26 protein-coding genes are annotated in these 26262 nt (G+C 65.7%); 16 read left to right on the top strand and 10 right to left on the bottom strand.

The genetic code is table 11. The annotated features are described in order from the left end of the window. Nucleotides 1-73: 73 nt before the first annotated feature. Genes ccoN through ABWP22_RS10615 form a run of 9 tightly spaced genes read left to right on the top strand, consistent with a single transcriptional unit; the run spans nucleotide 74 to nucleotide 7942 of the window. A complete protein-coding gene (gene ccoN, locus ABWP22_RS10575; RefSeq protein WP_502951114.1) occupies nucleotides 74-1687 on the top strand; it encodes a cytochrome-c oxidase, cbb3-type subunit I in 1614 nt (537 codons plus the stop codon). Between the two features lie 24 nt (nucleotides 1688-1711). After that, the gene (gene ccoO / locus ABWP22_RS10580; protein WP_353199935.1) at nucleotides 1712-2458 is read left to right on the top strand and encodes a cytochrome-c oxidase, cbb3-type subunit II; all 747 of its coding nucleotides are present in this window, start codon (nucleotides 1712-1714) and stop codon (nucleotides 2456-2458) included. Beyond that, nucleotides 2455-2616 (top strand): cbb3-type cytochrome c oxidase subunit 3, encoded by a 162-nt coding sequence (locus ABWP22_RS10585; protein ID WP_353199936.1) that lies wholly within the window; start codon nucleotides 2455-2457, stop codon nucleotides 2614-2616. Before ccoO ends, ABWP22_RS10585 begins: the two co-directional genes overlap by 4 nt. Then, entirely contained in the window at nucleotides 2609-3520 is a 912-nt protein-coding gene (gene ccoP / locus ABWP22_RS10590) for a cytochrome-c oxidase, cbb3-type subunit III (protein ID WP_353199937.1), read from the top strand. The genes ABWP22_RS10585 and ccoP overlap by 8 nt, the downstream gene beginning before the upstream one ends. Next, entirely contained in the window at nucleotides 3507-4967 is a 1461-nt protein-coding gene (gene ccoG, locus ABWP22_RS10595) for a cytochrome c oxidase accessory protein CcoG (protein ID WP_353199938.1), read from the top strand. The genes ccoP and ccoG overlap by 14 nt, the downstream gene beginning before the upstream one ends. Before the next feature lie 12 nt (nucleotides 4968-4979). Continuing rightward, complete coding sequence (locus ABWP22_RS10600; RefSeq protein WP_353199939.1) at nucleotides 4980-5426, top strand: FixH family protein; 447 nt, start codon at nucleotides 4980-4982, stop codon at nucleotides 5424-5426. Continuing rightward, nucleotides 5423-7549 carry a heavy metal translocating P-type ATPase gene (locus ABWP22_RS10605; RefSeq protein ID WP_353199940.1) on the top strand — a complete coding sequence of 709 codons (2127 nt, stop codon included), beginning with the start codon at nucleotides 5423-5425 and terminating at the stop codon, nucleotides 7547-7549. The genes ABWP22_RS10600 and ABWP22_RS10605 overlap by 4 nt, the downstream gene beginning before the upstream one ends. Continuing rightward, entirely contained in the window at nucleotides 7546-7722 is a 177-nt protein-coding gene (gene ccoS, locus ABWP22_RS10610; protein WP_353199941.1) for a cbb3-type cytochrome oxidase assembly protein CcoS, read from the top strand. Before ABWP22_RS10605 ends, ccoS begins: the two co-directional genes overlap by 4 nt. After that, entirely contained in the window at nucleotides 7712-7942 is a 231-nt protein-coding gene (locus ABWP22_RS10615; RefSeq protein ID WP_353199942.1) for a hypothetical protein, read from the top strand. The genes ccoS and ABWP22_RS10615 overlap by 11 nt, the downstream gene beginning before the upstream one ends. Here the strand turns inward: ABWP22_RS10615 and ABWP22_RS10620 are convergent. Continuing rightward, a complete protein-coding gene (locus ABWP22_RS10620) occupies nucleotides 7928-8593 on the bottom strand; it encodes a response regulator transcription factor (RefSeq protein ID WP_353199943.1) in 666 nt (221 codons plus the stop codon). The genes ABWP22_RS10615 and ABWP22_RS10620 overlap by 15 nt on opposite strands. Further along, a complete protein-coding gene (locus tag ABWP22_RS10625) occupies nucleotides 8586-9755 on the bottom strand; it encodes a sensor histidine kinase (protein ID WP_353199944.1) in 1170 nt (389 codons plus the stop codon). Before ABWP22_RS10625 ends, ABWP22_RS10620 begins: the two co-directional genes overlap by 8 nt. Nucleotides 9756-9869: 114 nt before the next feature. Here ABWP22_RS10625 and pyrC point away from each other — a divergent pair, with 114 nt between their 5' ends. Beyond that, nucleotides 9870-10907 (top strand): dihydroorotase, encoded by a 1038-nt coding sequence (gene pyrC, locus ABWP22_RS10630; RefSeq protein ID WP_353199945.1) that lies wholly within the window; start codon nucleotides 9870-9872, stop codon nucleotides 10905-10907. Continuing rightward, nucleotides 10900-11721 carry a DUF6671 family protein gene (locus ABWP22_RS10635; RefSeq protein ID WP_353199946.1) on the top strand — a complete coding sequence of 274 codons (822 nt, stop codon included), beginning with the start codon at nucleotides 10900-10902 and terminating at the stop codon, nucleotides 11719-11721. The genes pyrC and ABWP22_RS10635 overlap by 8 nt, the downstream gene beginning before the upstream one ends. A gap of 149 nt (nucleotides 11722-11870) precedes the next feature. Here ABWP22_RS10635 and ABWP22_RS10640 read toward each other — a convergent pair whose 3' ends face one another. Next, entirely contained in the window at nucleotides 11871-13043 is a 1173-nt protein-coding gene (locus tag ABWP22_RS10640; protein ID WP_353199947.1) for an acyl-CoA dehydrogenase family protein, read from the bottom strand. Between the two features lie 83 nt (nucleotides 13044-13126). Between ABWP22_RS10640 and ABWP22_RS10645 the strand changes: the two genes are divergently transcribed. Next, on the top strand, nucleotides 13127-15154 hold the full coding sequence (locus tag ABWP22_RS10645) for a S9 family peptidase (RefSeq protein WP_353199948.1): 2028 nt from the start codon (nucleotides 13127-13129) through the stop codon (nucleotides 15152-15154). Nucleotides 15155-15303: 149 nt separating this feature from the next. Here ABWP22_RS10645 and ABWP22_RS10650 read toward each other — a convergent pair whose 3' ends face one another. From ABWP22_RS10650 to ABWP22_RS10660, 3 genes are read right to left on the bottom strand one after another with little or no spacing between them, the layout of a single operon-like run. Further along, complete coding sequence (locus tag ABWP22_RS10650; protein ID WP_353199949.1) at nucleotides 15304-15729, bottom strand: dihydroneopterin aldolase; 426 nt, start codon at nucleotides 15727-15729, stop codon at nucleotides 15304-15306. Next, nucleotides 15729-16499, bottom strand: a complete 771-nt coding sequence (locus ABWP22_RS10655) for an SDR family NAD(P)-dependent oxidoreductase (protein ID WP_353199950.1) — start codon at nucleotides 16497-16499, stop codon at nucleotides 15729-15731. The genes ABWP22_RS10650 and ABWP22_RS10655 overlap by 1 nt, the downstream gene beginning before the upstream one ends. A gap of 47 nt (nucleotides 16500-16546) precedes the next feature. Continuing rightward, nucleotides 16547-17785: an alkaline phosphatase family protein gene (locus tag ABWP22_RS10660; RefSeq protein WP_353199951.1), complete on the bottom strand. Its 1239-nt coding sequence runs from the start codon at nucleotides 17783-17785 to the stop codon at nucleotides 16547-16549. Nucleotides 17786-17858: 73 nt separating this feature from the next. Between ABWP22_RS10660 and uvrC the strand changes: the two genes are divergently transcribed. Genes uvrC through ABWP22_RS10675 form a run of 3 tightly spaced genes read left to right on the top strand, consistent with a single transcriptional unit; the run spans nucleotide 17859 to nucleotide 21015 of the window. Next, on the top strand, nucleotides 17859-19781 hold the full coding sequence (uvrC, locus tag ABWP22_RS10665) for an excinuclease ABC subunit UvrC (protein WP_353199952.1): 1923 nt from the start codon (nucleotides 17859-17861) through the stop codon (nucleotides 19779-19781). Between the two features lie 17 nt (nucleotides 19782-19798). Further along, nucleotides 19799-20308 (top strand): DUF29 domain-containing protein, encoded by a 510-nt coding sequence (locus tag ABWP22_RS10670; protein ID WP_353199953.1) that lies wholly within the window; start codon nucleotides 19799-19801, stop codon nucleotides 20306-20308. Beyond that, nucleotides 20305-21015: a glutathione S-transferase family protein gene (locus ABWP22_RS10675; RefSeq protein ID WP_353199954.1), complete on the top strand. Its 711-nt coding sequence runs from the start codon at nucleotides 20305-20307 to the stop codon at nucleotides 21013-21015. The genes ABWP22_RS10670 and ABWP22_RS10675 overlap by 4 nt, the downstream gene beginning before the upstream one ends. Before the next feature lie 31 nt (nucleotides 21016-21046). On the opposite strand, the gene ABWP22_RS10680 is transcribed toward ABWP22_RS10675, so the two are convergent. The 4 genes from ABWP22_RS10680 to ABWP22_RS10695 form a co-directional block, all read right to left on the bottom strand. After that, nucleotides 21047-23308, bottom strand: coding sequence for a hypothetical protein (locus ABWP22_RS10680; RefSeq protein ID WP_353199955.1), 2262 nt, complete (start codon nucleotides 23306-23308; stop codon nucleotides 21047-21049). Nucleotides 23309-23406: 98 nt separating this feature from the next. Continuing rightward, nucleotides 23407-24249 (bottom strand): EamA family transporter, encoded by an 843-nt coding sequence (locus ABWP22_RS10685; RefSeq protein WP_353199956.1) that lies wholly within the window; start codon nucleotides 24247-24249, stop codon nucleotides 23407-23409. Next, on the bottom strand, nucleotides 24246-24917 hold the full coding sequence (locus ABWP22_RS10690; RefSeq protein WP_353199957.1) for a nitroreductase: 672 nt from the start codon (nucleotides 24915-24917) through the stop codon (nucleotides 24246-24248). Before ABWP22_RS10690 ends, ABWP22_RS10685 begins: the two co-directional genes overlap by 4 nt. 94 nt (nucleotides 24918-25011) lie before the next feature. After that, on the bottom strand, nucleotides 25012-25635 hold the full coding sequence (locus tag ABWP22_RS10695) for a hypothetical protein (protein ID WP_353199958.1): 624 nt from the start codon (nucleotides 25633-25635) through the stop codon (nucleotides 25012-25014). 45 nt (nucleotides 25636-25680) lie between these two features. Between ABWP22_RS10695 and pgsA the strand changes: the two genes are divergently transcribed. Next, nucleotides 25681-26232 carry a CDP-diacylglycerol--glycerol-3-phosphate 3-phosphatidyltransferase gene (gene pgsA, locus ABWP22_RS10700; RefSeq protein WP_353199959.1) on the top strand — a complete coding sequence of 184 codons (552 nt, stop codon included), beginning with the start codon at nucleotides 25681-25683 and terminating at the stop codon, nucleotides 26230-26232. Nucleotides 26233-26262 lie beyond the last annotated feature (30 nt).

Raw genomic sequence — 26262 nt, forward strand, 5'->3', positions numbered from 1 at the left:
CGCTCGCCCAAGGCTTGGAGGGAACGTCCGGATGCCGGCAACGCTGGTGAAGACAGGCAGCCTCTTCGCTGCAATGGTGATCGCGCTGATCGGGCTGGCCGCAGCGGACGATAGCGCCTTCGCGGTCCATATGGGGATCGTGGCACTGGCGGCGTTGATCGCGGCGATTGCCGTGCTGGCCAGCGCCGATGTCACCGAACGTCTGCGCACCGATGACAGCGTTTATGATGATGCACCGATCCGCTGGGGCGTCATTGCCACCACCTTCTGGGGCGTCGTTGGCCTGCTTGCCGGGCTGTATATCGCGTTGGAACTGGCCTGGCCGCTGTTCAACCTGGGCACGGAATACACGACCTTCGGCCGGCTGCGACCTCTGCACACCTCGGCGGTGATCTTTGCCTTTGGCGGCAACGCGTTGATCGCGACCAGCTTTTATGTGGTGCAGCGCACCTGTCGGGCGCGCCTGGCCTTCCCCAGCCTCGCCCGCTTCGTATTCTGGGGGTATCAATTGTTCATCGTGCTGGCCGCCACCGGCTATGTGATGGGCGTCACCGAATCAAAGGAGTATGCCGAACCGGAATGGTATGTCGATCTCTGGCTGACCATCGTCTGGGTGTCGTATCTGCTGGTGTTCGGCGGCACCATCCTGCGCCGCAATGAACCGCACATCTATGTCGCCAACTGGTTCTATCTGGCGTTCATCATCACCGTTGCGATGCTGCACCTGGTCAACAACCTGTCGGTTCCGGTCAGCCTGACAGGCTCGAAAAGCTATTCCGCCTTCGCCGGGGTGCAGGATGCGCTGACGCAGTGGTGGTACGGCCACAACGCCGTGGGCTTCTTCCTCACCGCCGGCTTCCTGGCCATGATGTATTATTTCGTGCCGAAACAGGCCGAGCGGCCGGTGTACAGCTATCGCCTGTCGATCATCCACTTCTGGTCGTTGATCTTCCTCTACATCTGGGCGGGCCCGCACCATCTGCACTACACGGCGCTGCCGGATTGGGCGCAGACCCTGGGCATGGTGTTTTCGATCATGCTGTGGATGCCGTCGTGGGGCGGCATGATCAACGGCCTGATGACGCTGAACGGTGCGTGGGACAAGATCCGCACCGATCCGATCATCCGCATGATGGTGCTGGCGCTGGCCTTCTACGGGATGAGCACCTTCGAAGGCCCGATGATGTCGATCAAGTCGGTGAACAGCCTGTCACACTATACGGACTGGACAATCGGCCATGTGCATTCGGGCGCGCTCGGCTGGAACGGCATGATTACCTTTGCCTGCCTGTATTACATGGCGCCGCGCCTGTGGAAACGTCAGCGCCTGTACAGCCTGCGCCTGATCAACTGGCATTTCTGGCTCGCGACCAGCGGCATCGTTTTCTACACCGCATCGATGTGGGTGGCCGGCATCACCCAGGGGCTGATGTGGCGCGAATATGGCGCCGATGGTTATCTGGTGAACAGCTTTGCCGAAACCATCGCGGCCATCCACCCCATGTATATCCTGCGGGCCTTTGGCGGCGGCCTCTACCTCACCGGCGCGCTGATCTTCGCCTTCAACATCGCGATGACCATCGCCGGGCGGCTGCGGGTGGAAAAGCCGATGACGGAAACGCCCTGCAACGCCGCCGCCGATCGGCCGCTGCCGGTTCGTCGCCCTGCCCTGCAACCCGCCGAATGATCCCGCCCAACCGGAGCAAGACCAATGGCTGACCAGGCCCCCCGCGCGGGATTTTCGCATCGCACCATCGAACGCAACGTCACGCTGCTCGGCGTGCTGGCGCTGGTCGCCGTCGCCATCGGCGGCATCGTGGAGATCGCGCCGCTGTTCTGGGTGGATTCCACCGTGGAGAAGGTGGACGGCATGCGCCCCTACACCCCGCTCGAACTGGCCGGGCGCAACATCTACATGCGCGAAGGCTGTTATCTCTGCCACAGCCAGATGGTGCGCCCGTTCAAGGACGAGGTGGAACGCTATGGCCATTACAGCCTGGCCGCCGAAAGCATGTATGATCACCCGTTCCTGTGGGGATCGAAACGCACCGGGCCGGATCTGGCCCGCGTTGGCGGCCGTTACTCCGATGAATGGCACCGCGATCATTTGAACAACCCACGCAGCGTCGTGCCGGAATCGATCATGCCACCCTATGCCTTTCTGGCGGAAAAGCCGCTGAAGGCCGGCGACATGCGCAAGCATCTGGCGACGCTGCGCAGGGTGGGCGTGCCCTATACCGATGCCGACATTGCCAAGGCCAATGATGATCTGGTGCTGCAAGCCACCGCCGATGCCGATGCCAGCGATCTGCAGCAGCGGTTCCCGAAATCCCAGGCGCGCGATTATGATGGCAATCCGGCGGTGGTGACCGAAATGGATGCGCTGATCGCCTATCTGCAGATGCTGGGCACGCTGGTCGATTTCAAGGCGGCGGAGGCGCAGGAGCAGCCGAAATGAGCGCCTATGACACTATGCGCCATTTCGCCGACAGTTGGGGCCTGCTGGCCATGACCGCGCTGTTCCTTTGCCTTGTCGGCTGGACCTTCCGCCCCGGCGCGCGCCGCCACCTCGATGACGCCGCAGCCAGCATCTTCCGGAGCGACAGCGATGACTGATCACCCTGCAGGACCCAAACGCGTCGATGATGCCACCGGCACCAGCCTGGTTGGCCATGAATGGGATGGCATCGAGGAACTGGATACACCGCTGCCGCGCTGGTGGGTGTATATCTTTGCCGCCTGCGTGGTGTTTGCCGCCGGCTATGTCGTGGTCTATCCGGCGATCCCCGACATGGCGGGCACGGCGGGCTGGACCAGCCGCGGCGATCTGGCGGCGATGCTGACGGCCGAAACCGCCGCGCGCGCGCCCAAACTCAAGGCCATTGCCGCCACCCCGATCGAAGCGCTGGCCGACAATCCGCAATTGATGCGCATCGCCATCGAAGGCGGGCGCGCGGCGTTCAAGGTCAATTGCGTGCAGTGCCATGGCGCCGGTGCCGCCGGATCAAGGGGCTACCCCAATCTGAATGACGATGACTGGTTGTGGGGCGGCGACATCGCGGCGATCCGGACCACGCTGATCCACGGCATCCGCAGCCCCGGCGAAGATGAAACCCGCTTCAGCCAGATGCCGGCCTTTGCCGAAATCCTGGGCAAGGGTCAGATCCGCCAGCTTGTCAGCCATGTTCGGGTGATATCCGGGCAGGATCACCCCAGCCGCGCGGCCAAGGCCGGTGCCGCGTTGTTCGCCGAGAATTGCGCCAGTTGCCATGGCGATGCCGGCAAGGGCAACCGCGCGCTGGGCGCGCCCAATCTCACCGATTCGATCTGGCTCTATGGCGGGACACGCGCCACGCTCACCACCACCATCGCCAAGGCCCGTTATGGCGTGATGCCCCATTGGGAAACGCGGCTGGATGCGGTGACCATCAAGATGCTGGCGGCCTATGTCCATTCGCTGGGTGGCGGCGAAGCCAGCCCGGCAGCAGCGCCTGCAAGCGAGCCTGATGTCGGCACTTGATTTCATCAACCCGGGCAGTGGCCTGTACGCCAAACGCGAACCGGTGTTCCCGCGCGTGGTGGACGGCCGCTTTCGCCGGCTGAAATGGCTGGTGATGCTGGTCTGCCTGGCGGTCTATTACATCACGCCATGGATCAGGTGGGATCGCGGCCAATATGCGCCGGATCAGGCGGTGCTGGTCGATCTGGCCAACCGCCGCTTCTACATGTTCGATATCGAAATCTGGCCACAGGAATTCCATTACGTCGCCGGCCTGCTGATCATGGCGGGCATCGGGCTGTTCCTGGTCACCTCTGCGGTGGGCCGCGCCTGGTGCGGTTTTGCCTGCCCGCAGACGGTGTGGACCGATCTTTATCAACATGTCGAACGCTGGATCGATGGCGACCGCAACGCGCAGCTCCGGCTGAACAATGCGCCGTGGAGCGCGGCAAAGCTCGGCCGCCGCCTCGGCAAATGGAGCATCTGGTTGCTCATCGCCGTGGCCACCGGCGGGGCGTGGATCTTCTATTTCGCCGATGCGCCCACGCTGGCCAGCCAGTTCGCCGCGGGCGATGCGCCGTTCGTCGCCTATGCCACCGTGGGTGTGCTCACCCTCACCACCTTCACGCTCGGCGGCTTCATGCGCGAACAAGTGTGCATCTACATGTGCCCATGGCCGCGCATCCAGACGGCCATGCTCGATGAAAAATCGCTGATCGTCACCTACCGCGACTGGCGCGGCGAACCGCGCACGCAGGGCGTGAAAAAGGCGGCAAGCGCCGGCGGCAGGCAAGGTGATTGCATCGATTGCAATGCCTGCGTCGCCGTCTGCCCCACGGGCGTCGATATCCGCAAGGGGCCACAATTGGGCTGCATCAACTGCGGCCTGTGTGTCGATGCCTGCGACGAGGTGATGGGCAGGCTCAACCGCCCGCGTGGCCTCATCGATTTCCTGAACCTCGATGATCAGGCCAATGAACGCGCCGGTGCCAGACCGGTGCCGGTGTTGAAAACCCTGCTGCGCCCGCGCACCCTGATCTATTTCGCGATCTGGAGCAGCATCGGCCTGTTCATGCTGTTCACGCTGGGCGAACGTGCCCGCTTGGCAATCGACAGTGCGCAGGATCGCAATCCCATGGTGGTGACCATGTCGGACGGCGAAGTGCGCAACGGCTGGACGCTGAAGCTGCGCAACATGGAACATCGTCCGCGCCGGGTGACGCTTGCCATGGCCGGCCTGCCCGGCGGCCGGCTGTGGAGCGATGCCATGGACCGCCGCGATGCCGCCCGCAGCATCACCCTGCAACTGGCGCCCGATGCCACCAACGTGCTGCATCTCTATGTGATCGCGCCCGGCGGCCCGGCCGGCGAAACGCCGTTCACGCTGACCGCCACGCCGCTGGATGCGGTGGCCGGCAGCCGTGACGCCCGCGCTGCAGCCCGCGATGTGAAATTCATCCGTCAATAAGGACGCGCGATCATGGCCACCCGCAAGGCGCTTACCGGACGCAGCTTCGCCGTCATCATCGTCGGCTTCTTCGGCGTGGTGGTGGCGGTGAACCTCACCATGGCGCGGCTGGCCAGCGGCACGTTTGGCGGCACCGTCGTGGACAACAGCTATGTCGCCAGCCAGAACTTCAATGGCTGGCTGGCGCAGGCGCGCGGGCAGGATCGGCTGGGCTGGGCGACGCCGATCCGCCTTGATGCGCAGCGCCATGTGCGGATCGGCGTCCCCGGTGCCGGCTTCACCGCCGCCGGCACTGCCCTGCATCCACTGGGCCGCGCCGCCGACGTGCCGCTCCGCTTCCGCAGCGATGGCCGCGGCGGCCTGCGCGCCACCACAGCCCTGCCCGCCGGGCGCTGGCAGGTGCGGCTGGACATAAGCCGGGGCCGCGACACCAAGCGGCTGATGGAGAGGCTGGCATGAACCGCCCGACCGGCTTGCTCTGCGCTGAAACCGCGCTGGTCACCAGCCGTTTTGCCGTGCCCGGCATGCGCTGTGCCGGCTGCATCGCCAAGCTGGAAACCGGCCTGCCCGCCATGGCCGGGGTCGCCGCCGCGCGGGTCAACTTCACCGCCAGGCAGGTGCTGGTCAGCCATGATCCGGCGCTGGCCATGCCCGATCTGGTGCAGGCCTTTGCCGGGCTGGGCTTTGAGGCCAACCCGATCCAGGATGCGCTGGGCGCCCCCGACAGCGAAGCGCGCGGCCTGGTCAAGGCGCTGGCGGTGGCGGGCTTTGCCGCGATGAACATCATGCTGCTGTCGGTATCGGTGTGGTCCGGCGCCGGCGGCGTGACGCGCGACCTGTTCCATTTGCTGTCGGCGCTGATTGCCCTGCCCACCATTGCCTATGCCGGCCAGCCCTTCTACCGATCGGCGTGGCGCGCACTGCAGGCCGGCCACAGCAACATGGATGTGCCGATCTCCATCGGAGTCAGCCTGGCCACCGCGCTGTCATTGTATGAAAGCGCCACCCACGGCGCGCACGCCTATTTCGACAGTGCCGTGATGTTGTTGTTCTTCCTGCTGGCCGGCCGCTGGCTGGATGCGGTGATGCGCGATCGGGCGCGCGACGGCGTGTCGGCGCTGTTGAAGCATATGGCACCGGGCGCGCTGGTGCTGGCCGACGATGGCGGCAGCCACTGGCACAGGGCGGATGCGTTGCAGCCCGGCATGACGCTGCTGGTGGCCAGCGGCGAGCGGCTGGCGGCGGACGGCCTCATCCTTGATGGCCGCAGCCATTTCGACCAGTCGCTGATCACCGGTGAAGCCATGCCGGTCGCCATCGGCCCCGGCGGCCGCGTGCTGGCCGGCACGCTGAACTGCGGCGACGCCGTGCAGGTGACCGTGACCGCCGCCGGCGCCGATACCAGCATAGCCGACATTGCCCGGCTGATGCGCGATGCTGCGCAAGGGCGATCGCGCTATGTGCGCATCGCCGATCGCGCCGCCCGCTTCTATGCGCCGGCCGTCCACGCGCTGGCGCTGCTGTCGTTCATCGGCTGGATGCTGGCCGGCGCTGGCTGGCACCAAAGCCTGCTGATCGCGGTGGCCGTGCTGATCATCACCTGCCCGTGTGCGCTGGGCCTGGCCGTGCCCGCGGCACAGATCGTCGCCAGCGGCGCCCTGATGCGCGCCGGCGTGCTGGTGAAGGATGGCAGCGCGCTCGAACGCCTGGCCGAAGCCAACGCGTGCGTGTTCGACAAGACCGGCACGCTGACGCTGGGCCATCCCGAACCGATCGACCTGCCGCGCCTCGATCCCGACGCCGCCGGGGTCGCGCTGGCACTGGCCCGGTGCAGCCGCCACCCGCTGTCCGAAGCCCTGCGCACGGCGCTTGCAGCCGCCGGCACCCGGCCCCGTCAAGTGACGTTGATCAGCGAAACCCCCGGTGAAGGCCTGCGCGGGCAGTGGCGCGGCCAGGTGGTGCGGCTTGGCCGGCCGACGATCGAAACCGGCGGCATGATGGCGACCGCGCTGCTGATCGGCAACGCGCCGGAACAGATCATCCGCTTCATCGATCCGCTGCGGCCACAGGCGGCGCAGACCATAAGGGAACTTCAGCACCTGGGCCTCGGATCGCGGATCCTGTCGGGCGATGCCGCCGCGACGGTGGCCATGGTGGCGGCCGAACTCGGCATCCCCGGCGAAGCTGGCCTCGATCCTGCAACAAAGCTGGCGCGCATCAACGCCCTGACAGGCGCCGGTGCCCGCGTGCTGATGGTGGGCGATGGTCTCAACGATGGCCCGGCGCTGGCCGCCGGGCATGTCTCGATGGCGCCGGCGTCGGCCGCCGATGCCAGCCAGATGGCGGCCGACGCCGTGTTTCTGGGCAGCAGCCTTGCGCCGGTCGCCATCGCCATTCGCGCCGCGCGCGCCACGCAAGCCGTGGTGCGGCAGAATTTCGCGCTGGCCATCGGTTACAACATCATCGCCGTGCCACTGGCCATGGCCGGACTGGTCACCCCGTTGATCGCGGCGCTCGCCATGTCGGGATCGTCGATCATCGTGGTGGCCAATGCCCTGCGGCTGAAGGGAGCAGCCCGATGAACGGCATATTGGTGCTGATCCCGGTGGCGCTTGGGTTGGGGTTGCTCGGCCTGTTCGCGTTTTTCTGGGCGGTGGGGCGCGGTCAGTTCGATGATCTGGATGGGGCCGCGCTGCGCATCTTCATCGATGATGCTGGCGACAGCCGCACGCCGGAGGCCCCCGATGTCGATTGATCGGCTGCGCGGCGAACCGCTGGCCCATCTGCCGGCCCTGATCGCCCTGGCGCTGGCCAGCTTCAGCCTGCCGGCGCGCGCCAACGCCCGGATGATCACCTTGTGCAGTGGCAGCAACGTCCCCCTGGCCCCAATCCCTGGCCAGCGATCCGACGGCGACAGTGCCTGCCACGCCGGCTGCATCCGCCAGAAACGCCCCGGCGCGTCACGCGGGCTTTGATCGTGCCGTCCCGCCCCCGTCGGCGCCCAGATCCGCCATGCGGGCGGTAAAGGCGATCTTCAACGCATCCGACAGCGAATTCACCGCCAGTTTCGACATCAGATGCGCGCGGTGGATTTCCACGGTGCGTGGGCTGATGCCCAGACCCTGGGCGATCACCTTGTTGGCATGGCCCTCCACCAGCCCGCCAAGCACCTCGCGTTCCCGCGCGGTCAACCGGTTCAACCGCGCGCGGGCCTGTTCGGCCATCTGGTCAAGTGCCGCGCGGCCCTGGCTGCGCAGCTTTGCCTGTTCGATTGCGGCCAGCAATGCCGCCTTTTCAAACGGCTTTTCCAGAAAATCCACGGCGCCGGCCTTCATGGCGCGCACCGCCAGGCCGACATCGCCGTGCCCGGTGATGATGATCACCGGCAGCATGATGCCGCGCGCCTGCATCGCTTGCTGCACCGCCAGACCATCCATGCTGGCCAACCGCACATCGAGCAGGACACAGCCGGGCGCCAGCCCCGCCGCCTGCCGGAGGAAGGCTTCGCCCGATTCAAACGCCTCCACCTCGTGACCGGCGGTTTTCAGCATGAAGCCGACCGAGCGCCGCACCACGGCTTCATCGTCGACCAGATAGACGCGCTGCACGGCCTCGATTTCAGTCATCCAGCGCGTCCTCGCCGATTTCGAGGCTGAAATGGAAGGCGGTGCCGCCAAACGCCGACGATTCAGCCCAAATCCGCCCGCCATGCGCCTCCACGATGGTTCGGCAGATCGACAGGCCCAGCCCCATGCCCTTCTCCTTCGAGCTGTTGAACGGCTGGAACAGCACGGCCGCCACATCGGCAGCCAGGCCAGGCCCGCTGTCAGAGACCGTCACCACCACCAGGCCGCGCCCGTCGGGACGGCTGCAGATTTCCAGTTGCTGACGCGGGCGATCCTGCATGGCTTCGACGGCATTGCGGATCAGGTTGAGCAGCACCTGCTGGATCTGGATGCGATCGACCAACACGTTTTCCACAGCCGGATCGAGGTGGATTTCCAATTCGATGCCATTGGGGCCGGTGCCGGTCAGCGCCAGCGCGGCCGCCTCGGTCACCAGGCTGCGCAGGCGCTCCACCTGGCGTTCGTTTTCGCCGCGGCTGATGAATTCGCGCAGCCGGCGCACGATCTGCCCGGCGCGCAGCGCCTGATCGCTGGCATCGGACAAGGCCTCGCGCACCATGGCGATATTGGCTTCCGATGGGATGCCATGTTCGCCAAGCAGGGTGCGCGCGCCTTCGGCGTAGCTGGCAATGGCGGTGAGCGGCTGGTTGAGTTCATGGGCGAGCGCATTGGCCAGGCTGTCCATCGCCGACACCCGGCTGATTTGCGACAGTTCGGCCTGCAGATCGGCCAGCCGCCGTTCGGCACGCCGCATTTCGGTGAGATCGCGGATGAAACCGGTGAACAGCCGGCCCGAATCGCCCAACACTTCGCCGACGGCCAGTTCGATCGGGAAGATGCTGCCATCGCGGCGCCGCGCGTTGGTCACCCGGCCGATGCCGATCACATGGGCTTCGCCGGTTGCCATGTAATGGCGCATATAATCGTCGTGGCGATCCCGATCGGGATTGGGCATCAGGCCGCGCACATTCTGGCCGATGGCCTCGCCCGTTCCATAACCGAACATCCGGCAGGCCGCATCGCTGAACAACAGGATGGTGCCGGCTTCGTCGATGACGATCATGGCATCCGGAACCGTCGCCAGGATGGTGCGCTGCATCGCGTCGCTGGCACCGGGCAAAGGTCGCGGCGGTGCCGACAGATCGTGAAGATACGGACACATTGCGCGGATAGTGACGCAAAACGAGGCCGATTCATATGGCCATAACAAGGGTAACATCAAAGGAAATTGCGGTCGGGCTTTGCGGCAGCGCGTCAGCCCTGTATCCAACCCGTCATGAACACGACTCTGCGCCTGCGCCGCCCCGATGATTGGCATGTCCATTTGCGCGACGGCGCCATGCTGGCGGCAGTGGCCGACGCCACGGCCCGGCAATTTGCCCGCGCCATCGTCATGCCCAATCTGAAGCCGCCGGTGACCACGGTGGCCGCGGCGGCGGCCTATCGCGATCGCATTCGCGCCGCCGTGTCGCCGGGGTTGAACTTCGAACCGCTGATGACCTGCTATCTGGTCGATGGCATCGATCCGGACGAGCTGGTGCGCGGCCACGAAAGCGGCGTGTTCACCGCTGCGAAATTATATCCGGCGCATGCCACCACCAACAGCGCGCACGGCGTGACCGATGTGCGCCATATCCATGCCGCGCTGGACGCCATGCAACGCATCGGCATGCCCTTGCTGATCCACGGCGAAGTCACCGATCACACGGTGGACATCTTCGACCGCGAGGCGGTGTTCATCGATCGCATATTGTCTGGCGTGGTGCGCGATTTCCCGGCGCTGCGGATCGTGTTCGAACATATCACCACGAAAAATGCGGTGGATTTCGTGCGCGATGCCGGCCCCAACATCGCCGCCACCATCACACCGCATCACCTGGCCTTCAGCCGCAACGCCATGTTCGAAGGCGGCATGCGCCCGCACTTCTATTGCCTGCCGGTCGCCAAGCGCGAAGTGCACCGGCTGGCGCTGCGCAGCGCGGCGACCAGCGGCAATCCGAAGTTTTTCCTCGGCACCGACAGCGCCCCGCATGCGATCGAGACCAAGGAAAGCGATTGCGGCTGCGCCGGTATCTACAACGCGCCCTTCGCCATCGAAGCCTATGCAAAGATCTTTGAAGAAGACGGCGCATTGGAGCGGCTGGAAGGCTTTGCCAGTGAATTTGGCCCGGCCTTCTATCGCCTGCCACTGAACGACGATTTCATCACGCTGGAACGCGCGCCGACCCCGGTGCCGGCCCGCCTGCCCGCCGCCGGCAGCGAGATCGTGCCGTTCCATGCCGGCGAAACGCTGGCGTGGCGGTTTGTTGGCTGATCATCCCTATCGCGGGCAGCGCGCGGCGCTGGCCACACTGCACGGCAAGGCGCGCGCCCTGGCTCCGCCACTGCAACGCCGGCTGGGGTTGATCGTCGAACCCGTCGCCATCGACACCGACAGCTTCGGCACCTTCACCGGCAGCACCCCGCGTACCGGCACCGCGGCCGCAACGGCGCTGGCCAAGGCGCGCGCCGGCATGGCCGCATCCGGGCTGCCGCTCGGCATCGCCAGTGAAGGCAGTTTCGGCCCGCACCCGTGGCTGCCATTCGGGGCGGCCGGCGTGGAAACGCTTGGCTTTGTCGATGCGGGACGTGGCCTCGAACTCACGCTTTCCGCGGTCTCGCGCCGCACCAATTTCGCGCACCACGACGTGCAGCATGGCGAAGACCTCGAGCCGTTTCTGGCCCGGGCCGGTTTCCCCGCCCATGCGCTGGTGGTGAAAGGCACGGATGGCAACGCAATGACCACTGGCGTGGCGGACAGGGCGACCCTGTCGCGGTTCGCCGAGCCCGGCACCAGGCTCGAAACCGACATGCGCGCCCACCTGAACCCCACCCGCATGGCCGCGATCCGCGCGCTCGCCGCCCGGCTGGCCACGCAACTGGCCTGCCTGTGCCCGGCCTGCACCTGCCCCGGCTGGGGCCAGACCGATGTCGAACGCGGCTTGCCCTGTTCATCATGCGGTTCCGCCACGCAGGGGGTTCAGGCGATCATCGACGGTTGCAGTGCCTGCCGTCACCAGCAAAGCCGCCCGCGCCCGGATGGCGTGACAGCGGCCGAGCCGGCCAATTGCGACTGGTGCAATCCCTGATATTCACACCCCCAGCCCCTCCCGCAAGCGGGAGGGGCGCCGCTCGTGCCTGCCCCTTCTGCTCCCCTTCCGCTCATGCCTGCCCCGGACTTGATCCAGGGGGAGGGGCTGGGGCTGGGTCGTGTCACACCACCCAACTCAGCAATCGATCACCCCAACCCCATTTGCCGCCCGGCCAGATCGAGCATGATCTCCTCCGATCCGCCGCCGATCGCGTTGACCCGCACCTCGCGGTAGATGCGCTCGATCTTGCTGCCGGTGATGTAGCTGGCGCCGCCCAGCACCTGCGCGGCTTCGCGCACCACCTGTTCCAGCATGCGCGTCGCCTGCACCTTCAGCATGGCATAATCCGCCGGCACACCGATCCCGCGCATATGCTGATAGGCGCACAGATCGACCCAGGCCTGGGTGGTGGCGATCTGGCGAGCGCAATCGGCCAGCTTGATGCGGATCGACTGGTGCGCCGCCAGCCGCTTGCCGAACGTCTCGCGCTGCATCGACCAGTCCATTGCCTCTTTCAACGCCACCCGCGCCATTGCGCAGCAGCCATGCGCCATGCCCAGCCGCTCGCTGTTGAAATTACGCATGATGCCGGGAAAGCCGGCATTTTCCGGCCCGATCATGTTTTCGGGCGGCACCTCGACATTGTCGAAATAGACCGCTGCCGTATCGGAACAGCGCCAGCCCATCTTGTCGAGCCGGGTGCGCGACACGCCGGGGCTTGCCGTGTCGATCAGCATCAGCGAAATGCCACCCATCCCGGCCCCGCCGGTGCGCACCGCCACGGTCATGTAATCGGCGCGCATGCCGCTGGTGATGAACATCTTCTGGCCGTTCACCACATATTTGTTGCCGACTTTTTCGGCGCGGGTTTTCAACTGCGCCACATCCGATCCGCCCGATGGTTCGGTGATGGCCAGCGAAATGATCTTGTCGCCCGACAGCACTTCGGGCGCGATGCGCTTCTTCATCTCCTCGCTGCCCAGCGCCAATATCGGCGGCAGGCCGATGCCGTGGGTCATCAGGCTGGCGCCCAGCCCGCCAGCGCCGGCCGCGGCCAGTTCCTCCGATTGCGCCAGGCCGTGGAACACATCGAAGCCTTCGCTGTGCCCGCCATATTCCTCCGGATAGTTCAGGCCCAATATGCCCGCCGCCGCCGCCTTCTTGTGCAATGCGCGCGGCAGTTCGCCATCGGCCTCCCATTGGTCGATATTGGGCAGCACTTCGGCGGCCATGAACCCCCGCACGCTCATCGCCACGGCTTCGTGGGTTTCGTTGTAATAGGGCGATCGGCTGCGCCACGCGTCAAAACTGATGGTCATACTGTAATGATCCCGTCTCTGGTCAGGCCATGGTGCGCTTGCTAGCGTTGCGACACAGCCTTTTGAAAAGAACAGGACCGGCCATGAAAACCGCGATTTTCGCCCTCGCCTTGCTGGGCAGCACCGCAAGCTTTGCGGCCAGCCCGGTCGAACCGGCCGATCTCTACCGCATCAGCATGACCGACGCGGTCGCCGTCTCGCCCGATGGCAGCCATGTGCTGTTCACGCGGCAGCAGTTCGATATCCAGACGGACCGACGCACGGCCGAATGGTGGCTGGCGACCGTTGGCAAGACAGGCCTGACAAGGCAATTGCTGATCCCGGCGCAGGCCAGCGCCTCCGGCGTCAGTTGGGCGCCGGATGGCAAGCACATCGCCTATGTCGCGGCCTGGCTGGGCAAGCCGCAACTGTGGGTGATGGATCTGGCCGAAGGCGTCGGCAAGCCGATCACCAGCGGCAGCATCGCCCCGCGCGCGCCCCAATGGAGCCCGGACGGCACACGCATCGCCTTCACCGCGCGCGTCGAAGCGCCGATGCCGAAGATCGCCGGCATGCCCGACAAGCCGGCCGGCGCGACCTGGGCACCCGATCCGCGCGTGATCAGCGATTTCCGGTATCGCACCAACGACGGCGGCTATATCCGGGCCGGCGCCGACCAACTGTTCGTGGTCAGCGCAGCAGGCAGTGCGCCGACGCAGCTGACCAAGGGCGACAGCGACCAGATCGAGGGCAGCGCCGAGTGGGCACCGGATGGCCAATCCTTGGTCTATGCCGCCGCCGTGCGCCCCGGCAATGATCGCATTGCCGGCGAAACCGATCTCTATCGCATCGCGGCGGCCGGCGGCGCGCCCCAGCAGCTGACCAGCATCGACGGCGGCGAGGGCAAGCCCAGCCTGTCCCCCGATGGCCAGTGGCTGGCGTGGATCGGGCAGCCGAAAACCACCAAATTCTATGCCCAGCCCGGCCTGTATGTGCGCCGCGTGGCGGGCGGCGATCCGGTGCATCTGACTGCGGCGCTCGACCGGCCGGTGAATGATTTCAGATGGTCGCGCGATGGCAAGGCCCTGCATGTCTCCTATGGCGATGTCGGGCTGTACCGCGTGGCCAGCATCCCGGCCACCGGCGGCGCGGCCAAGCTGATCGTGCCGCAGATCGGCGGCACCCGCCTGTACCTGCCCTCCTCCGGCGGCGACTGGGATATGGCTGGCGACACCCACGCCTTCACCACCGTGGAGGCGGACCGGCCGGCGGCGCTGGGCGTGATGCGCGCCGGCAAGTTGATCGGCAAGATCGATTTCAACGTCGGCTGGCGCGCCGACAAGCAGATCGGCGCCCTGGAGCGGCTGACCTGGAAGGCGCCGGATGGCCTGACCATCGAAGGCTGGCTGCAATATCCGCCGAATTTCGATCCCACGAAGAAATATCCCGTCGCGCTGGAAATCCACGGCGGGCCAAACGGCGATTATGGCCCCTATTTCTCCATCACCCACCAGCTTTATGCCGCCGCCGGCTATGTTGTGCTGTGGTCCAACCCACGCGGTTCAACGGGTTATGGCGAACGCTTCGCCAATGGCATCACGCCGGAATATGGCGGCGAATATCCCGGCCCCGATCATGATGATCTGATGGCCGGCATGGACGAAGTGCTGAAACGCCCCTGGGCCGATGCCGGCAACCAGTTCATCGGCGGCGGCAGCGGCGGCGGCGTGCTCACCACCTTCGCCATCGGCAAGACCGACCGCTTCAACGCCGCCGCCGCACTGCGCCCGGTGACGGACTGGTCGATCCAGGCGCTGACCAGCGATCTCAGCGCATTGACGCTGGGCAACTGGGTGGTGGGCAACCCGTGGGACAATCGCGATCTATATTGGCGGCGATCAACCTTCAGCCTGATCGACAAGGTGAAGACCCCAACCCTGCTGATCACCGGTGAAGCCGATTTCCGCACGCCCATCGCGCAGACCGAAGCCTATTATCAGGCGCTGCAAGTGCGCGGCGTGCCCGCGATGATGGTGCGCCTGCCCGAAGCCAACCACGGCATGGGCCGGCCATCGCAATGGCTGCAATCCAATCTGGCGGTGATCAACTGGTACAACAAGTTCAGGAAGTAGAACCCCTCTCCCGCTTGCGGGGAGGGCGACCCGCGCACTTGGGCGAGCGGGTGATTGTGTCTCCTCTGCGACCGGATGCGCGTACACCCTCACCCGGCGCGCTGGCGCGCGTCTCGCCTCTCCCGCAAGCGGGAGAGGGTCTTTGGCGTTCAGAAACTCGACAATTCCACGCCCACCGCCTGGCAATCCGGGTACACGTCCGGCTTGCGGGTGCTCACCTTCAAACCGACCACACCGGCGCGCGCCGCGATCATGTCGTAGATCGCGTGCGCTACAGTCTCCTGCAGGTTGAAGCGACGGCCTTCCACCAGCCGCAGCACCGCCTGACGCAGGAAATCATAATCCCAGGCCTTGGCCACCGTGTCACAACGCGGGAAATGATCAGCGTCCACCCACACTTCGATGCTGACGCGCAGGATCTGCGGCGAACCGACTTCGAAATCGTGGAAGCCGATATCGACGTGCAGATCGAAGCCTTCGAGGAACAGCTTGCGCGTGCGGGCGCCCAGGCGATTGGGCACCAGGCCGTGCGCCGATGGCTCGATGAAGGTCGCGGGCGGCACAAATTCGGGCATCAGATTTCCAGCATATGGGCAACGTCGCGGGGCAGGCCAAGCAGGCGCTGGCCGCCATCGAGAACGATGGTCTGCGCGTTGAAGACCGGGGTGGCAATCACAAAGCGCAGCGCGGTAACGATATCGTCCACCGTCACGCCGCGGTGCAAGGGGTTCATGCCATGCACGGCTTCGAAATTCTCGCGCGTCTGCGGCCCGGAGACCAGGGTCACCGCCGGCGCGATGCCGACACAGCGCAACCGCGGCGCATAGCTGCGCGCGGTCAACTCGGTCAGGCCCTCGAACCCGATCTTGGACAGCGTGTAAGTGAAATAATCCGGATTCAGGCTGGCCAGCTTCGCATCGAGCAGATTGACCACCAGTGCGGGTTCCCCGCCATCCGGCAACGCCGCGGCAAAGGCCCGCGTCAGCAGCGCCGGGGCGCGCAGATTGACCGCCATGTGCTGATCGAAATCATCCGCGGCGAAATCCTCGATGCGATCATAAACGAAGCGGCTGGCGCTGTTGACCAGCAGGCGCGGTGGCGGCAGGCCCACGGTCGCCGCCATGATGATCTCAGCCGCAGCCGGATCGGCCAGATCGGCGGCCACGACGCTGGCGCTCTGCCCCAAGGCGGCAAGCTCCGCCGCCACTTCATCGGCGTCGGTGCGGCTGCTGTGACAATGGATCAGCACATGCCAGCCATCGGCCGCCAGCGCGCGGGTAATGGCGCCGCCGATACGCCTGGCGCCGCCGGTGACGATTGCCGTTTGGGTCGGTTGAGCACTCATCTTCGCGCGCCGCCTAAGCCGTTGGCGGCGCGAACGCAACGGTCGTTTCAGCGCAGGGCCTTGGCCAGGGTGCGGGAATCGCCATCCGTGGCCATCGGCGGCAGGCCCATCAGGCGCAGCAGCAGCGGGTGCACATCGACATTGTCGAACGGCGGCAGCACCACGCCGCTGCGGAAGGCCGGCCCGGCCGCGACGAACGCCGCCGCCATGCTGGCATCTGCCGGATCATAGCCATGCATGCCGCCAAGCGGCCCGCGCGAGGGATCGGGTCGCAGCGGGATGGCATAGATCATCCAGCCTGGTTCAGCGGCGCAGATGATCGCCGGCACGCGCGGATTATGGCCATAGTGCAGCGCGGCGGGGATGGCCGCCTTGTCCCAGCAGGTCATGTGCGGATGCGACTTCACCAGCGCAGCGCGCACTTCGGCCTCTTGCCCCGCCACCGGGTTGATCGCGGCGACGGCGCCATTGGCGACCAGCTTCAGCTTGGCGGGATCGATCAGGGCATTCAGAAACACCCGGCGATCATCCGACACCTGCGCCATGCCATGATCGGCGACCAGCACGATATTGGCGTCGATCCCGCGCGCCTGCAGCCCGGCCAGCAACCGGCCGATCTGGCGGTCGACTTCGGCCAGCGCCGTGTTCACCTCGCGCGAATCCGGGCCATAACTATGGCCTTCATGATCGACCGTGTCGAAATACAGCGTGGCAAAGCCGGCCTGCGGCTTGATGTCCAGCCAGGCCAGCACCTGATCGACCCGCGCGCCTTCCGGCTTGGCGCCATCGAAGGGCAGCCAATTGCGCGGGCGCACGCCCCTGATCGCGGCATCGCTGCCGGGCCAGAACATGGTGGCGGTGGCGATGCCGGCGCGCTCGGCGGTCACCCAGATCGGTTCGGCTTCATTCCACCAGCGCGCGTCGGCTACGGCCTCCTTGATCGACAGCGCGAAGCGGCCGAGCAGCGGATCATCCATATTGTTGTTGACGATGCCGTGGCGATCAGGCCGCAGCCCGGTGACCAAAGTATAATGGTTGGGGAAGGTGAGCGACGGAAAGCTCGGCCGCATCGCCGGCGTGGTGACGCCGCGCGCCGCCAGCGCGCTGATGTTGGGGGTCAGCCCGCGTCCCAGATAATCGGCGCGCAGGCCATCGACGGAAATCAGGATCACCGGATGCGCCGGTGCCGCCATCGCGACCGCTGCCGGCGCTGCGACCGGGGTCTTGCCGGCACAGGCGGCGAGCAACAGGGCCAAGCCCAGGGCAAAGATGCGGGTGATGATCATCCCTGCGCGATAGCACCCGCATATGGATTTGCAATGACAGGGCCAAGGTCGCTTGTGTAGGGCGGGCGAGACCATGAGCGAACTTCCCCCCGACCGCTTTTCCGAGGAAAGCGCGACCTATGCCGTGCGCGGCAAGGACACGCCCGATCTCGATCGCGGGGTGGAAACCATCCGCGCCGTGGTGAAGACGCTGCCGATCAAGCCGGGCGTCTACCGCATGCTCGATAGCGGCGGCGAAGTGCTCTATGTCGGCAAGGCGCGGGCGCTGAAGAACCGCGTGACCAATTACACCCAGGTCACCCGCCTGCCCCGCCGCCTGCAGCGCATGGTGTCGCAAACGCGGTCCATGGAGATCGTCACCACCAACAGCGAATCCGAAGCGTTGCTGCTGGAAGCCCAGTTGATCAAGCGCTACCGCCCGCCCTACAATGTGCTGCTGCGCGACGACAAAAGCTTCCCGTTCATCCTGCTGCGCGACGATCATGAATTTGCCCGCATTTCCAAACATCGCGGCGCGCGGGTGGCCAAGGGCAACTATTATGGCCCGTTCGCCAGCGCCGGTGCGGTCAACGCCACGCTGAATGCCCTGCAGAAAGTGTTCCTGCTCAGAAGCTGCACGGACAGTTTCTTTGCCAACCGCACCCGCCCCTGCCTGCTGCACCAGATCAAGCGTTGCTCCGCCCCCTGCACCGGGCGCATCGATGCCGAGAGCTATGCCGAGCTGGTCTCCGACGCGAAGGGCTTCCTGTCGGGCCGCACCCAGGAGGCGCAGAAGAAGCTGGCCAGCGCCATGCAGGGCGCCGCCGAAACAAGGGATTATGAACGCGCCGCCGTCATTCGTGACCGGCTGAAGGCGCTGACCTTCATCCAGGGCAGCCAGGCGATCCACGCCAGCGATGACACCAGCGACGCCGATGTCATCGCCATGGCGGTGGATGGCGGCGCGGTGTGCGTGCAGATCTTCTTCATCCGCGGCGGCCAGAATTGGGGGCATCGCAGTTTCTTCCCCAGCCACACCGATGGCGTCGATGAAGCCGAAGTGCTGCAAAGCTTCCTGGCGCAATTGTACGAGGATCTGCCGCCGCCGCGTGAGCTGCTGCTCGATCGCGCCCTGCCCGAAGCCGCGCTGCTCGCCGAGGCGCTGAGTGTGAAAGCCGAGCGCAAGGTGACCATCCGCCATGCCCAGCGCGGACCGGGCAAGCGCCTGGTGGAACAGGCGCAGCGCAACGCCGAAGAGGCGATCCAGCGCCGTCGCGCCGAAACCACCACCCAGGCGAAATTGCTGCGCGAACTGGCCGAGATTTTCGATCTCGACGCACCGCCGACCCGCATCGAGGTGTATGACAACAGCCATATCCAGGGCACGAGCGCGCTGGGTGCGATGATCGTCGCGGGGCCGGAAGGCTTCCGCAAGGGCGAGTATCGCAAGTTCAACATGAAGGACGAGGCGATCACGCCCGGCGACGATTTCGCCATGATGAAGGCCATGCTGTCCCGCCGCTTCACCCGGCTCGACCGTGAAGACCCGGACCGGGAGACCGGCAATTGGCCCGATCTGTGCCTGATCGACGGCGGCAAGGGCCAGGTGTCGGCGGTGCTGGCGGCACTGGAGGAGCTGGGCGTGGCCGACGTCGCCATCGTCGGCGTCGCCAAGGGCCCGGATCGCAACGCCGGCCGCGAGATTTTCCATCTGCCCTCGGGGCGCGAGATGACGCTGCCGCCCAACGCGCCCGTGCTGTATTTCCTGCAACGCCTGCGCGACGAAGCCCACCGCTTTGCCATCGGCGCCCACCGCGCCAAACGCAGCAAGGCCATCACGCAAAGTCTGCTGGATGACGTGCCCGGCATCGGCCCGGCCCGCAAGAAGGCGCTGCTGATGCATTTCGGCACCAGCCGATCGGTGAAGGGCGCCACCCTGGCCGATCTGGAGAAGGCGCCCGGCATTTCCAGCCAGATGGCGCTGGCGATCTGGCAACACTTCCACCCGAACGGTTGAGGGGGTAGGATGCGCGCATGGCCACGCAGCTGAAATCGCCAGACGACCTTGCGGACGATGCCCCGACCTCCGTGCAGCGCGGGCCGGAGCAGGATGCGGATCTTGCCGGCTGGGCCTTCCACCAGGCCATGCTGCTGCGTTCCGGCCAGCTCCACCTTGCCGATGCAGCGCTGATTGCCGAGGAACTGGAAGACGTGGGGCATGAACAATATGACAAGTTCGAATCCGCGCTGCGGCTGATCCTGGCGCACATGCTGAAATGGGATCATCAGCCGGAGCGGCGTTCGCGCAGTTGGCAGTTGACGATTGCGAACAACCGGGATCGCGCGAGGCGCCTGCTTGAGGCGAATCCAAGCTTCAAATCCCGTCGCGACGATGCGGTTCAAAATGCCTATCGCAGCGGCCGGCGAGAAGCCTATGCGCAAACCAAGCTGCCGCTGGCGACCTTCCCTGATGAATGCCCCTACGGCTGGGCCGATCTGATGAACCGCCGCCACATGTTGGATGGCGAGACGCTGGACCCATGACCCTCACCCTGTTCACCGCACCCACGCCCGATGGTTACAAGATCTCCATCGCGCTGGAAGAGCTTGGCCTCCCCTATGACGTGCGAACGCTCGATCTGGCCGGCGGCGAGCAGAAACGCGCCGAATTCCTGAAGCTGAACCCCAACGGCAAGGTACCGGCCTTGCTGGATGATGGCCACGCCATCATGGAATCCGGCGCCATCCTGATCTGGCTGGCCGAAAAGACCGGGCAATTGCTGCCCGCCGACCCGCGGGCGCGGTCCGAAGCGCTGCAATGGCTGATGCTGCAAGTCGGCGGGGTCGGCCCGATGATGGGCCAGGCCAATCTGTTCGTGCATTACTGGCCGGAAAAACTCCCCGCCGTCGTCTCGCGTTATCAAACCGAAGTGCGCCGCCTGTTCGCCATCCTCGATGCCCGCCTGGCCACGCGCGACCATCTTGCCGGCGACTACAGCATCGCCGACATCGCGCATTTCTGCTGGGTGCGCACCGCCACCTGGAGCGGCGTCGAACTGGCACCCTTCCCCAATCTGGCGCGCTGGAAAGAACGCATCGCCGCCCGGCCCGCGGTGCAGCGCGGCCTGTTGGTGCCGGAAACCTCGCCCGTGAAATACCCGGTCAAATCCGGGGACAGCACCAGCAGCGACAACCGCGCCTTCATCGAACGCACCCGCAAACTGATGGGGCTGGGGCCCAGAGAGGCATAGTCCGAAGCCTGACGCGAGGCGTGATGCCGCCTCAAGGGGCCAGCCGATTGGCAATCGCCCGTCGATAATTCTGCACAATGGCTGCATCCCCAAGGACCTGCACATCAAATTCGCACTGTTGGCGTGCGGCTGCCAGTGGCAACTCGGCACACAGCGCCTTGGCGCGACGCGCACCGATCTTGCGCTGGGATCGGCGATCGCCGATCGCCGGCACGTTGGCACTGCTGCACATGCCGCCCGGCGGCGAAGGCCAATCCCTGTCGGTAAAGGTCGCGGTGCTGGTCCCCGGCTGATAATCAAACAGGCTGGAAGCCGCATCGACCCGCCATGCATCGGCGAATTTGCGGTTGAGTGCCACGTGCCGGTCCGTCAGCGCAGCCGGACGCGGACCAAACCGGCCGCCATTCGGAGCCGACGGCAACCAATCGGGATTGCGAATCACCCCCATGACCCCTTCGCGCGCTGCTGAGCCAATCACATCGACGTCGAGATACCACACCGATTGCGACGGCCAGAAAGCCGGGGTCAACACCACCCGGTCGCCATCGCCGCTGCGCACGTCGAAGCCGGCCCCATCCGCACTGGTCCGCACGCTGGCGCCATTGCCAAGATCGAGCTTGCCCCCGGCGAGCCTGACCGGCCGGCCATCGATCAACAAGATCATCCGTTCCCGTTGCTGTCTGTCACCGGGTTGCACGCTCAGCCGGCGCTTGCCGACGCGTACGGCCGCAGCACTGTTGACACTGACGCAGCCATCGAGCCCGGTATGGGCATTGGGGCCGGCACGGAAACCGGTGAGCACGGGCGTTTGCCTTGTCTGCACTTCAAATCCGGTGGCGCTGTTTCGCAACGCCACGAACTCCCCGGCCGCATGAAAATCATAGGCCACATTGTTGGTGGTCACAATGTGCGGATCGCCCCGATCCGAGGGGCCAGCGGTCGGCGCGAGGTTGCAATCGGCGCGAAACGCGGTGACAGAAGGATCATTGGCCAACGTGCCGCCGGCAAACTGCGGCATGGTGCGGAACACCGCCGGCGTCAGCACCGAACCGCAATAATTGGGGCCATCGCGCAACTCGGTGGACAAATGCGGAAGCCTGCCGCCGCTGGCGCCCTGCTGATGACAGCCTTTGCAATCAGCCGGCACATAGGTCGGGCTGTGCGAAAGCTGGTTCTGCGGCCAGGCCGCCGGCACGATCGGATCATAACGTTGCGGCGCAAACATCGGATAGCGGCTGGCCATGGTTTCCCACACCACATTGCTGGTGCCGGTCGTGACCGCCGTCAGCGTCACTTCCGGATGGACGATATAGGCATTCTCGCCAGCATGGCAGCCGGTACACACGCCGCCGTCGCCGCCCAGCAATTCATTGCCACCCGCCTGATAGCGCCCGAGGGGGTCGATGGCGATGTTTGGCACGCCGATCGGAATCCGATCGGTCGCGTTGAATTCGAAACCGGCGCCGCCCATCTGATTGTCCCAAAAACACACTTTGGACGTGATTTTGGATTGGCAGATGACACCATCAAGCAGCACTCGGGTCTTGCCGGCCCCGGTGTAGCGGGGCAACGCTATGCACATGCCATCGGCGTTCGTGAACACCCGCACTTCGGCCGGCGTGTTGACAATGAACTGGCTGGCTGTGGGAATTTCCCCTTCGATCTTCCAGCCGGTGAGGCCGTTCACGTCCATCTGATTGATCGGCGGCGGGATCGGCACCCGGTTGTTGGCACATTCATTGATATAGGCTTGGCCGCTGTTGAGAGTAGCTAATGCCGCGACGCCCCCCGGCAGCCGCCGTGGTGCCAGCGTGACCCGATCCAGTTGCCTGGCCAGCGCCGCGCTCGGCGTGAAGCGGGCAAAATTCTTGTCGCCGATCACCGTCTGCAAACGATAGCTCAACAGCCGGATCACGCCGAGTTGCCGGTGGTCCACCGCTCCGGCTGGAAGCCGCAAGACCATCGCGTCCAGCACGCGCTGATTTGCAATCAGAGCCTCCTGGCCTTGCAGCGGCAAATTCTGCCGCAACTGCACCTCTTGTGCCAGCACGATGCGCCGGTCGCTGGCGGCAAGTTTGCCCAGCAGCAAACCTCGATACCAGCGCTGCGCCTGCACCGCGCGTTCCAGCGTCAGCTCAACAGGCGCGCCACTGGCATTGAAAAACATGCCGTGGCCGGTGCCGGCAAATGGCGGGGTGCCCTGAGCCTGCGCCTGCGTCGGCGCATCGGCCGTCCACAGCAGCGACGCAGAAACAAGGATCGAAGTGGCCAGTACCCATGATGTACGTCGCATGAAATATTCCCCATCCTGCTGGATGAATTATTCGACGACCCGTTCATCATGTTACATGCGCTAAATAAAGAAATGGTAAAATTTCCCGTGATCCCGGATTACGCTCCAAACCCGATCAGCATCGCGCCCGCGCACACCAGCAGCGCGCCCGCCCAGCGCCGGGCACCCACCGCTTCCTTCAACAACAGCGCCGCCAGCGCGGCCCCAAAAACCACCGATGTCTCGCGCAGCGCGGTGATCGCCCCGATCGGGGCCTGCAATTGCGCCCACAACACCAGCATGAACCCCGCGCTCGATACCGCACCGGCCAGCATCCCCGCCCGCCAACGCCCGGCCGCCGCCACCCGGAAGCCGCCCACGCCGCGCCGCGCAATCACGAACAGGCTGATCGGCAGGAAGGTGAACACTGCGCCCCAGCCCTTGTAGCTGAACACATCGCCATTCACCCGCACGCCCAGCGCATCGACAAGGCTGTAACCAGCAATGGCCACGCCGGTCAGCAGCGCCCAGAAGGTGGCCGCCGGCGGCGCCGCGCGGTTCAGCCCCACCAGCATCACGCCGGCACTGATCGCCGCGATGCCCAGGCCCTGTCCCCAGCTCGGCACCTCGGCGGCAAAGATCACCGCGCCCAGCGTGACCAGCGCCGGCGCCGTGCCGCGCGCGATGGTATAGACATGGCTCATGTCGCCGCTGGCATAGCCCCTGGTCAGCGCCGTCCAATAGACGAGATGGATGGCGCTGGAAGCCAGCACATAGGGCCAGGCCCCCGCCGCCGGTGCGCCGAACAGCAGGATCAGCCCCACGCCGAACGCAGTCCCGCCCAGACCCAGCACCGCCAGATCGATCATGCGATCGCCGGCACGGCCCTTCAGAAACAGATCCCACCCCGCGTGGATCAACGCCGACAGCAGCGTGGCAGCCAGGGCCGCGGCGGGAATCACATCCCGTGGAACTGCGCCCAATCCGCCACAGGCGCACGCGCCGGGCGGACGGCGTTGGCCTTGTCCTCCGGATCGATGAACCCGATCGCCATGCCGGTGAACAGCATGCGCTCGGCCGGAATGCCGATGAAGTCGCCGATGGTCTGCGGATACACCGCCCAGCATTCCTGCGGGCAACTGTCCAGCCCCTCTTCCTTCAGCAGCAGCATCAGCGTCTGCAGATACATGCCGAGATCGCTCCACTGCGGCGGCCCCATGGTGCGCGCCACGCTGCAGAACAGCGCCACTGGCGCACCGAAAAACTGGAAATTGCGGGCAAACCACATGCGCCGCCCGGCCTTGTCCTCGCGCGGAATGCCGAGCCGGGCATAAAGCTCCTCCCCCACGGCAAAACGGTAGCTATTATACGGCTCCGGCAGCACCTTGGGGTAGATGTCATACTCGGTCGGCTCCGGCCCGCCGCCGGCCATCAACTTGCCCATCATGATGCGCTTCAGCTCATCCAGCCGCTCGCCGCCGACCACGTCGATGTGCCAGGGTTGCAGATTGCCGCCCGATGGCGCCCAGGCGGCGCGCTCGACCACACGGCGGATCACTTGCGGCTCCACCGGCGTCGGCAGAAAGCCACGCACCGAACGGCGGCTGAGCACGGCATCAGAAACCTTCATCGCAAACCCCTTCAGCAATTTTCCCGTGTCCACCGGATTGCCCGTGAAGGGCGGTTGCTGTCCAGCCTCCCCAATCTGCGCAGACTCCCTCGCCTCACCGTTCGCCAGGCTTGCGCAGATTGGCCGGCGTATAACATTCGATCACCAGGCTGATGCCGCGCCCATCGGCCAGCCGCAGCACCGCCTTGTGCGACAGCACTGTGCCCGGCGGGCATTCCGCCGCGCGGCCCCGGCGGCTTGCCAACCGCTCACGACGGAAACCGAGCGGGCGCACCACCGTGCCAAAGGGGGTATCGGTGGCCAGCAGCGTGGCGTTCATCGCCGGGGTCAGGCGGGCGGGCACATACCAGTTCTTCGCTTCGGACAGGACCGCTGGCCCGCAGCGCAGGCGGACCTGGCGGAAGGCCACAGGCTCGTCGGCGCCGACGCCCAGCGCGGTTCGGGTCGCGGCGGACGGAGCTTCATGGGCGCTGCGATCGGCGATGGCGACGATCCTGGCGGGCGCTGCGATGCCGCGCGCGGCGCACCACTGGCCAAGCGCGGCGGTGGCACTGTCGTTGGCGGCCAGCGTGCGTTCGAAGCGGCTGAGCGTGGGCGTGCAGGCGGTAAGGGCAAGGGCGGGGGCCAGCGCCCGCATCGGCAGCAACCAGCGCACCGAACGGCGGCCGGGAACGGCATCAGAAACCTGGGCATCAGAAACCTTGATCGCCTGTCTCATCAGCAACTTTCCACTTTGCCCCGGATTGCCTATGAAGGCGCCGTGATGTCCAGCCTCCCCAATCTGCTCACGCTGTCGCGCATCCTCGCCGTGCCTGGCCTGGTGTGGCTGATGTGGGGTCGCAACCCCTGGGAATGGCTGGCGGCCTTCGCGCTCTATACGCTGGCGGCGGTCACCGATTATCTCGATGGCTATCTGGCGCGATCATGGGGCACGGTGTCGAAAATCGGCCAATTCCTCGATCCGATTGCCGACAAGATCATGGTCGCCGCGGTCATCGTCATGCTGGTCGATGCGCAGGTGCTGCACGGCTACAGCGTGGTGGCCGGCCTGATCATCCTGCTGCGCGAGATCATCGTGTCGGGCCTGCGCGAATATCTCGCCACGCTCGCCGTCTCCATGCCGGTCAGCAAACTGGCCAAATGGAAGACCGCCGCGCAACTGATGGCGCTGGGAGCGCTGATCCTGGTCGGCGTCGAGCCGCTGCTGCCCTGGCTGCCGGCGCAGGAGGTCGGTCTCGTCACCCTTTGGGGCGCCGCCATCCTGACGCTGATCACCGGCTATGATTATCTGCGCACCGGCCTGAGGCACATGTGATGCATGTTCCACGCCAGCCTGCGGCACATG

This window comes from Sandarakinorhabdus sp. (genome assembly GCF_040398665.1).
GTDB lineage: Bacteria > Pseudomonadota > Alphaproteobacteria > Sphingomonadales > Sphingomonadaceae > Sandarakinorhabdus.

What these genes read in the sequence shown, in the direction of transcription:
- ccoN (WP_502951114.1), top strand. Translation starts at nt 74, where the DNA reads ATGGTGATCGCGCTGATCGGGCTGGCCGCAGCGGACGATAGCGCCTTC.
- ccoO (WP_353199935.1), top strand. Translation starts at nt 1,712, where the DNA reads ATGGCTGACCAGGCCCCCCGCGCGGGATTTTCGCATCGCACCATCGAA.
- ABWP22_RS10585 (WP_353199936.1), top strand. Translation starts at nt 2,455, where the DNA reads ATGAGCGCCTATGACACTATGCGCCATTTCGCCGACAGTTGGGGCCTG.
- ccoP (WP_353199937.1), top strand. Translation starts at nt 2,609, where the DNA reads ATGACTGATCACCCTGCAGGACCCAAACGCGTCGATGATGCCACCGGC.
- ccoG (WP_353199938.1), top strand. Translation starts at nt 3,507, where the DNA reads ATGTCGGCACTTGATTTCATCAACCCGGGCAGTGGCCTGTACGCCAAA.
- ABWP22_RS10600 (WP_353199939.1), top strand. Translation starts at nt 4,980, where the DNA reads ATGGCCACCCGCAAGGCGCTTACCGGACGCAGCTTCGCCGTCATCATC.
- ABWP22_RS10605 (WP_353199940.1), top strand. Translation starts at nt 5,423, where the DNA reads ATGAACCGCCCGACCGGCTTGCTCTGCGCTGAAACCGCGCTGGTCACC.
- ccoS (WP_353199941.1), top strand. Translation starts at nt 7,546, where the DNA reads ATGAACGGCATATTGGTGCTGATCCCGGTGGCGCTTGGGTTGGGGTTG.
- ABWP22_RS10615 (WP_353199942.1), top strand. Translation starts at nt 7,712, where the DNA reads ATGTCGATTGATCGGCTGCGCGGCGAACCGCTGGCCCATCTGCCGGCC.
- ABWP22_RS10620 (WP_353199943.1), bottom strand. Translation starts at nt 8,593, where the DNA reads ATGACTGAAATCGAGGCCGTGCAGCGCGTCTATCTGGTCGACGATGAA.
- ABWP22_RS10625 (WP_353199944.1), bottom strand. Translation starts at nt 9,755, where the DNA reads ATGTGTCCGTATCTTCACGATCTGTCGGCACCGCCGCGACCTTTGCCC.
- pyrC (WP_353199945.1), top strand. Translation starts at nt 9,870, where the DNA reads ATGAACACGACTCTGCGCCTGCGCCGCCCCGATGATTGGCATGTCCAT.
- ABWP22_RS10640 (WP_353199947.1), bottom strand. Translation starts at nt 13,043, where the DNA reads ATGACCATCAGTTTTGACGCGTGGCGCAGCCGATCGCCCTATTACAAC.
- ABWP22_RS10645 (WP_353199948.1), top strand. Translation starts at nt 13,127, where the DNA reads ATGAAAACCGCGATTTTCGCCCTCGCCTTGCTGGGCAGCACCGCAAGC.
- ABWP22_RS10650 (WP_353199949.1), bottom strand. Translation starts at nt 15,729, where the DNA reads ATGCCCGAATTTGTGCCGCCCGCGACCTTCATCGAGCCATCGGCGCAC.
- ABWP22_RS10655 (WP_353199950.1), bottom strand. Translation starts at nt 16,499, where the DNA reads ATGAGTGCTCAACCGACCCAAACGGCAATCGTCACCGGCGGCGCCAGG.
- ABWP22_RS10660 (WP_353199951.1), bottom strand. Translation starts at nt 17,785, where the DNA reads ATGATCATCACCCGCATCTTTGCCCTGGGCTTGGCCCTGTTGCTCGCC.
- uvrC (WP_353199952.1), top strand. Translation starts at nt 17,859, where the DNA reads ATGAGCGAACTTCCCCCCGACCGCTTTTCCGAGGAAAGCGCGACCTAT.
- ABWP22_RS10670 (WP_353199953.1), top strand. Translation starts at nt 19,799, where the DNA reads ATGGCCACGCAGCTGAAATCGCCAGACGACCTTGCGGACGATGCCCCG.
- ABWP22_RS10675 (WP_353199954.1), top strand. Translation starts at nt 20,305, where the DNA reads ATGACCCTCACCCTGTTCACCGCACCCACGCCCGATGGTTACAAGATC.
- ABWP22_RS10680 (WP_353199955.1), bottom strand. Translation starts at nt 23,308, where the DNA reads ATGCGACGTACATCATGGGTACTGGCCACTTCGATCCTTGTTTCTGCG.
- ABWP22_RS10690 (WP_353199957.1), bottom strand. Translation starts at nt 24,917, where the DNA reads ATGAAGGTTTCTGATGCCGTGCTCAGCCGCCGTTCGGTGCGTGGCTTT.
- ABWP22_RS10695 (WP_353199958.1), bottom strand. Translation starts at nt 25,635, where the DNA reads ATGAGACAGGCGATCAAGGTTTCTGATGCCCAGGTTTCTGATGCCGTT.
- pgsA (WP_353199959.1), top strand. Translation starts at nt 25,681, where the DNA reads ATGTCCAGCCTCCCCAATCTGCTCACGCTGTCGCGCATCCTCGCCGTG.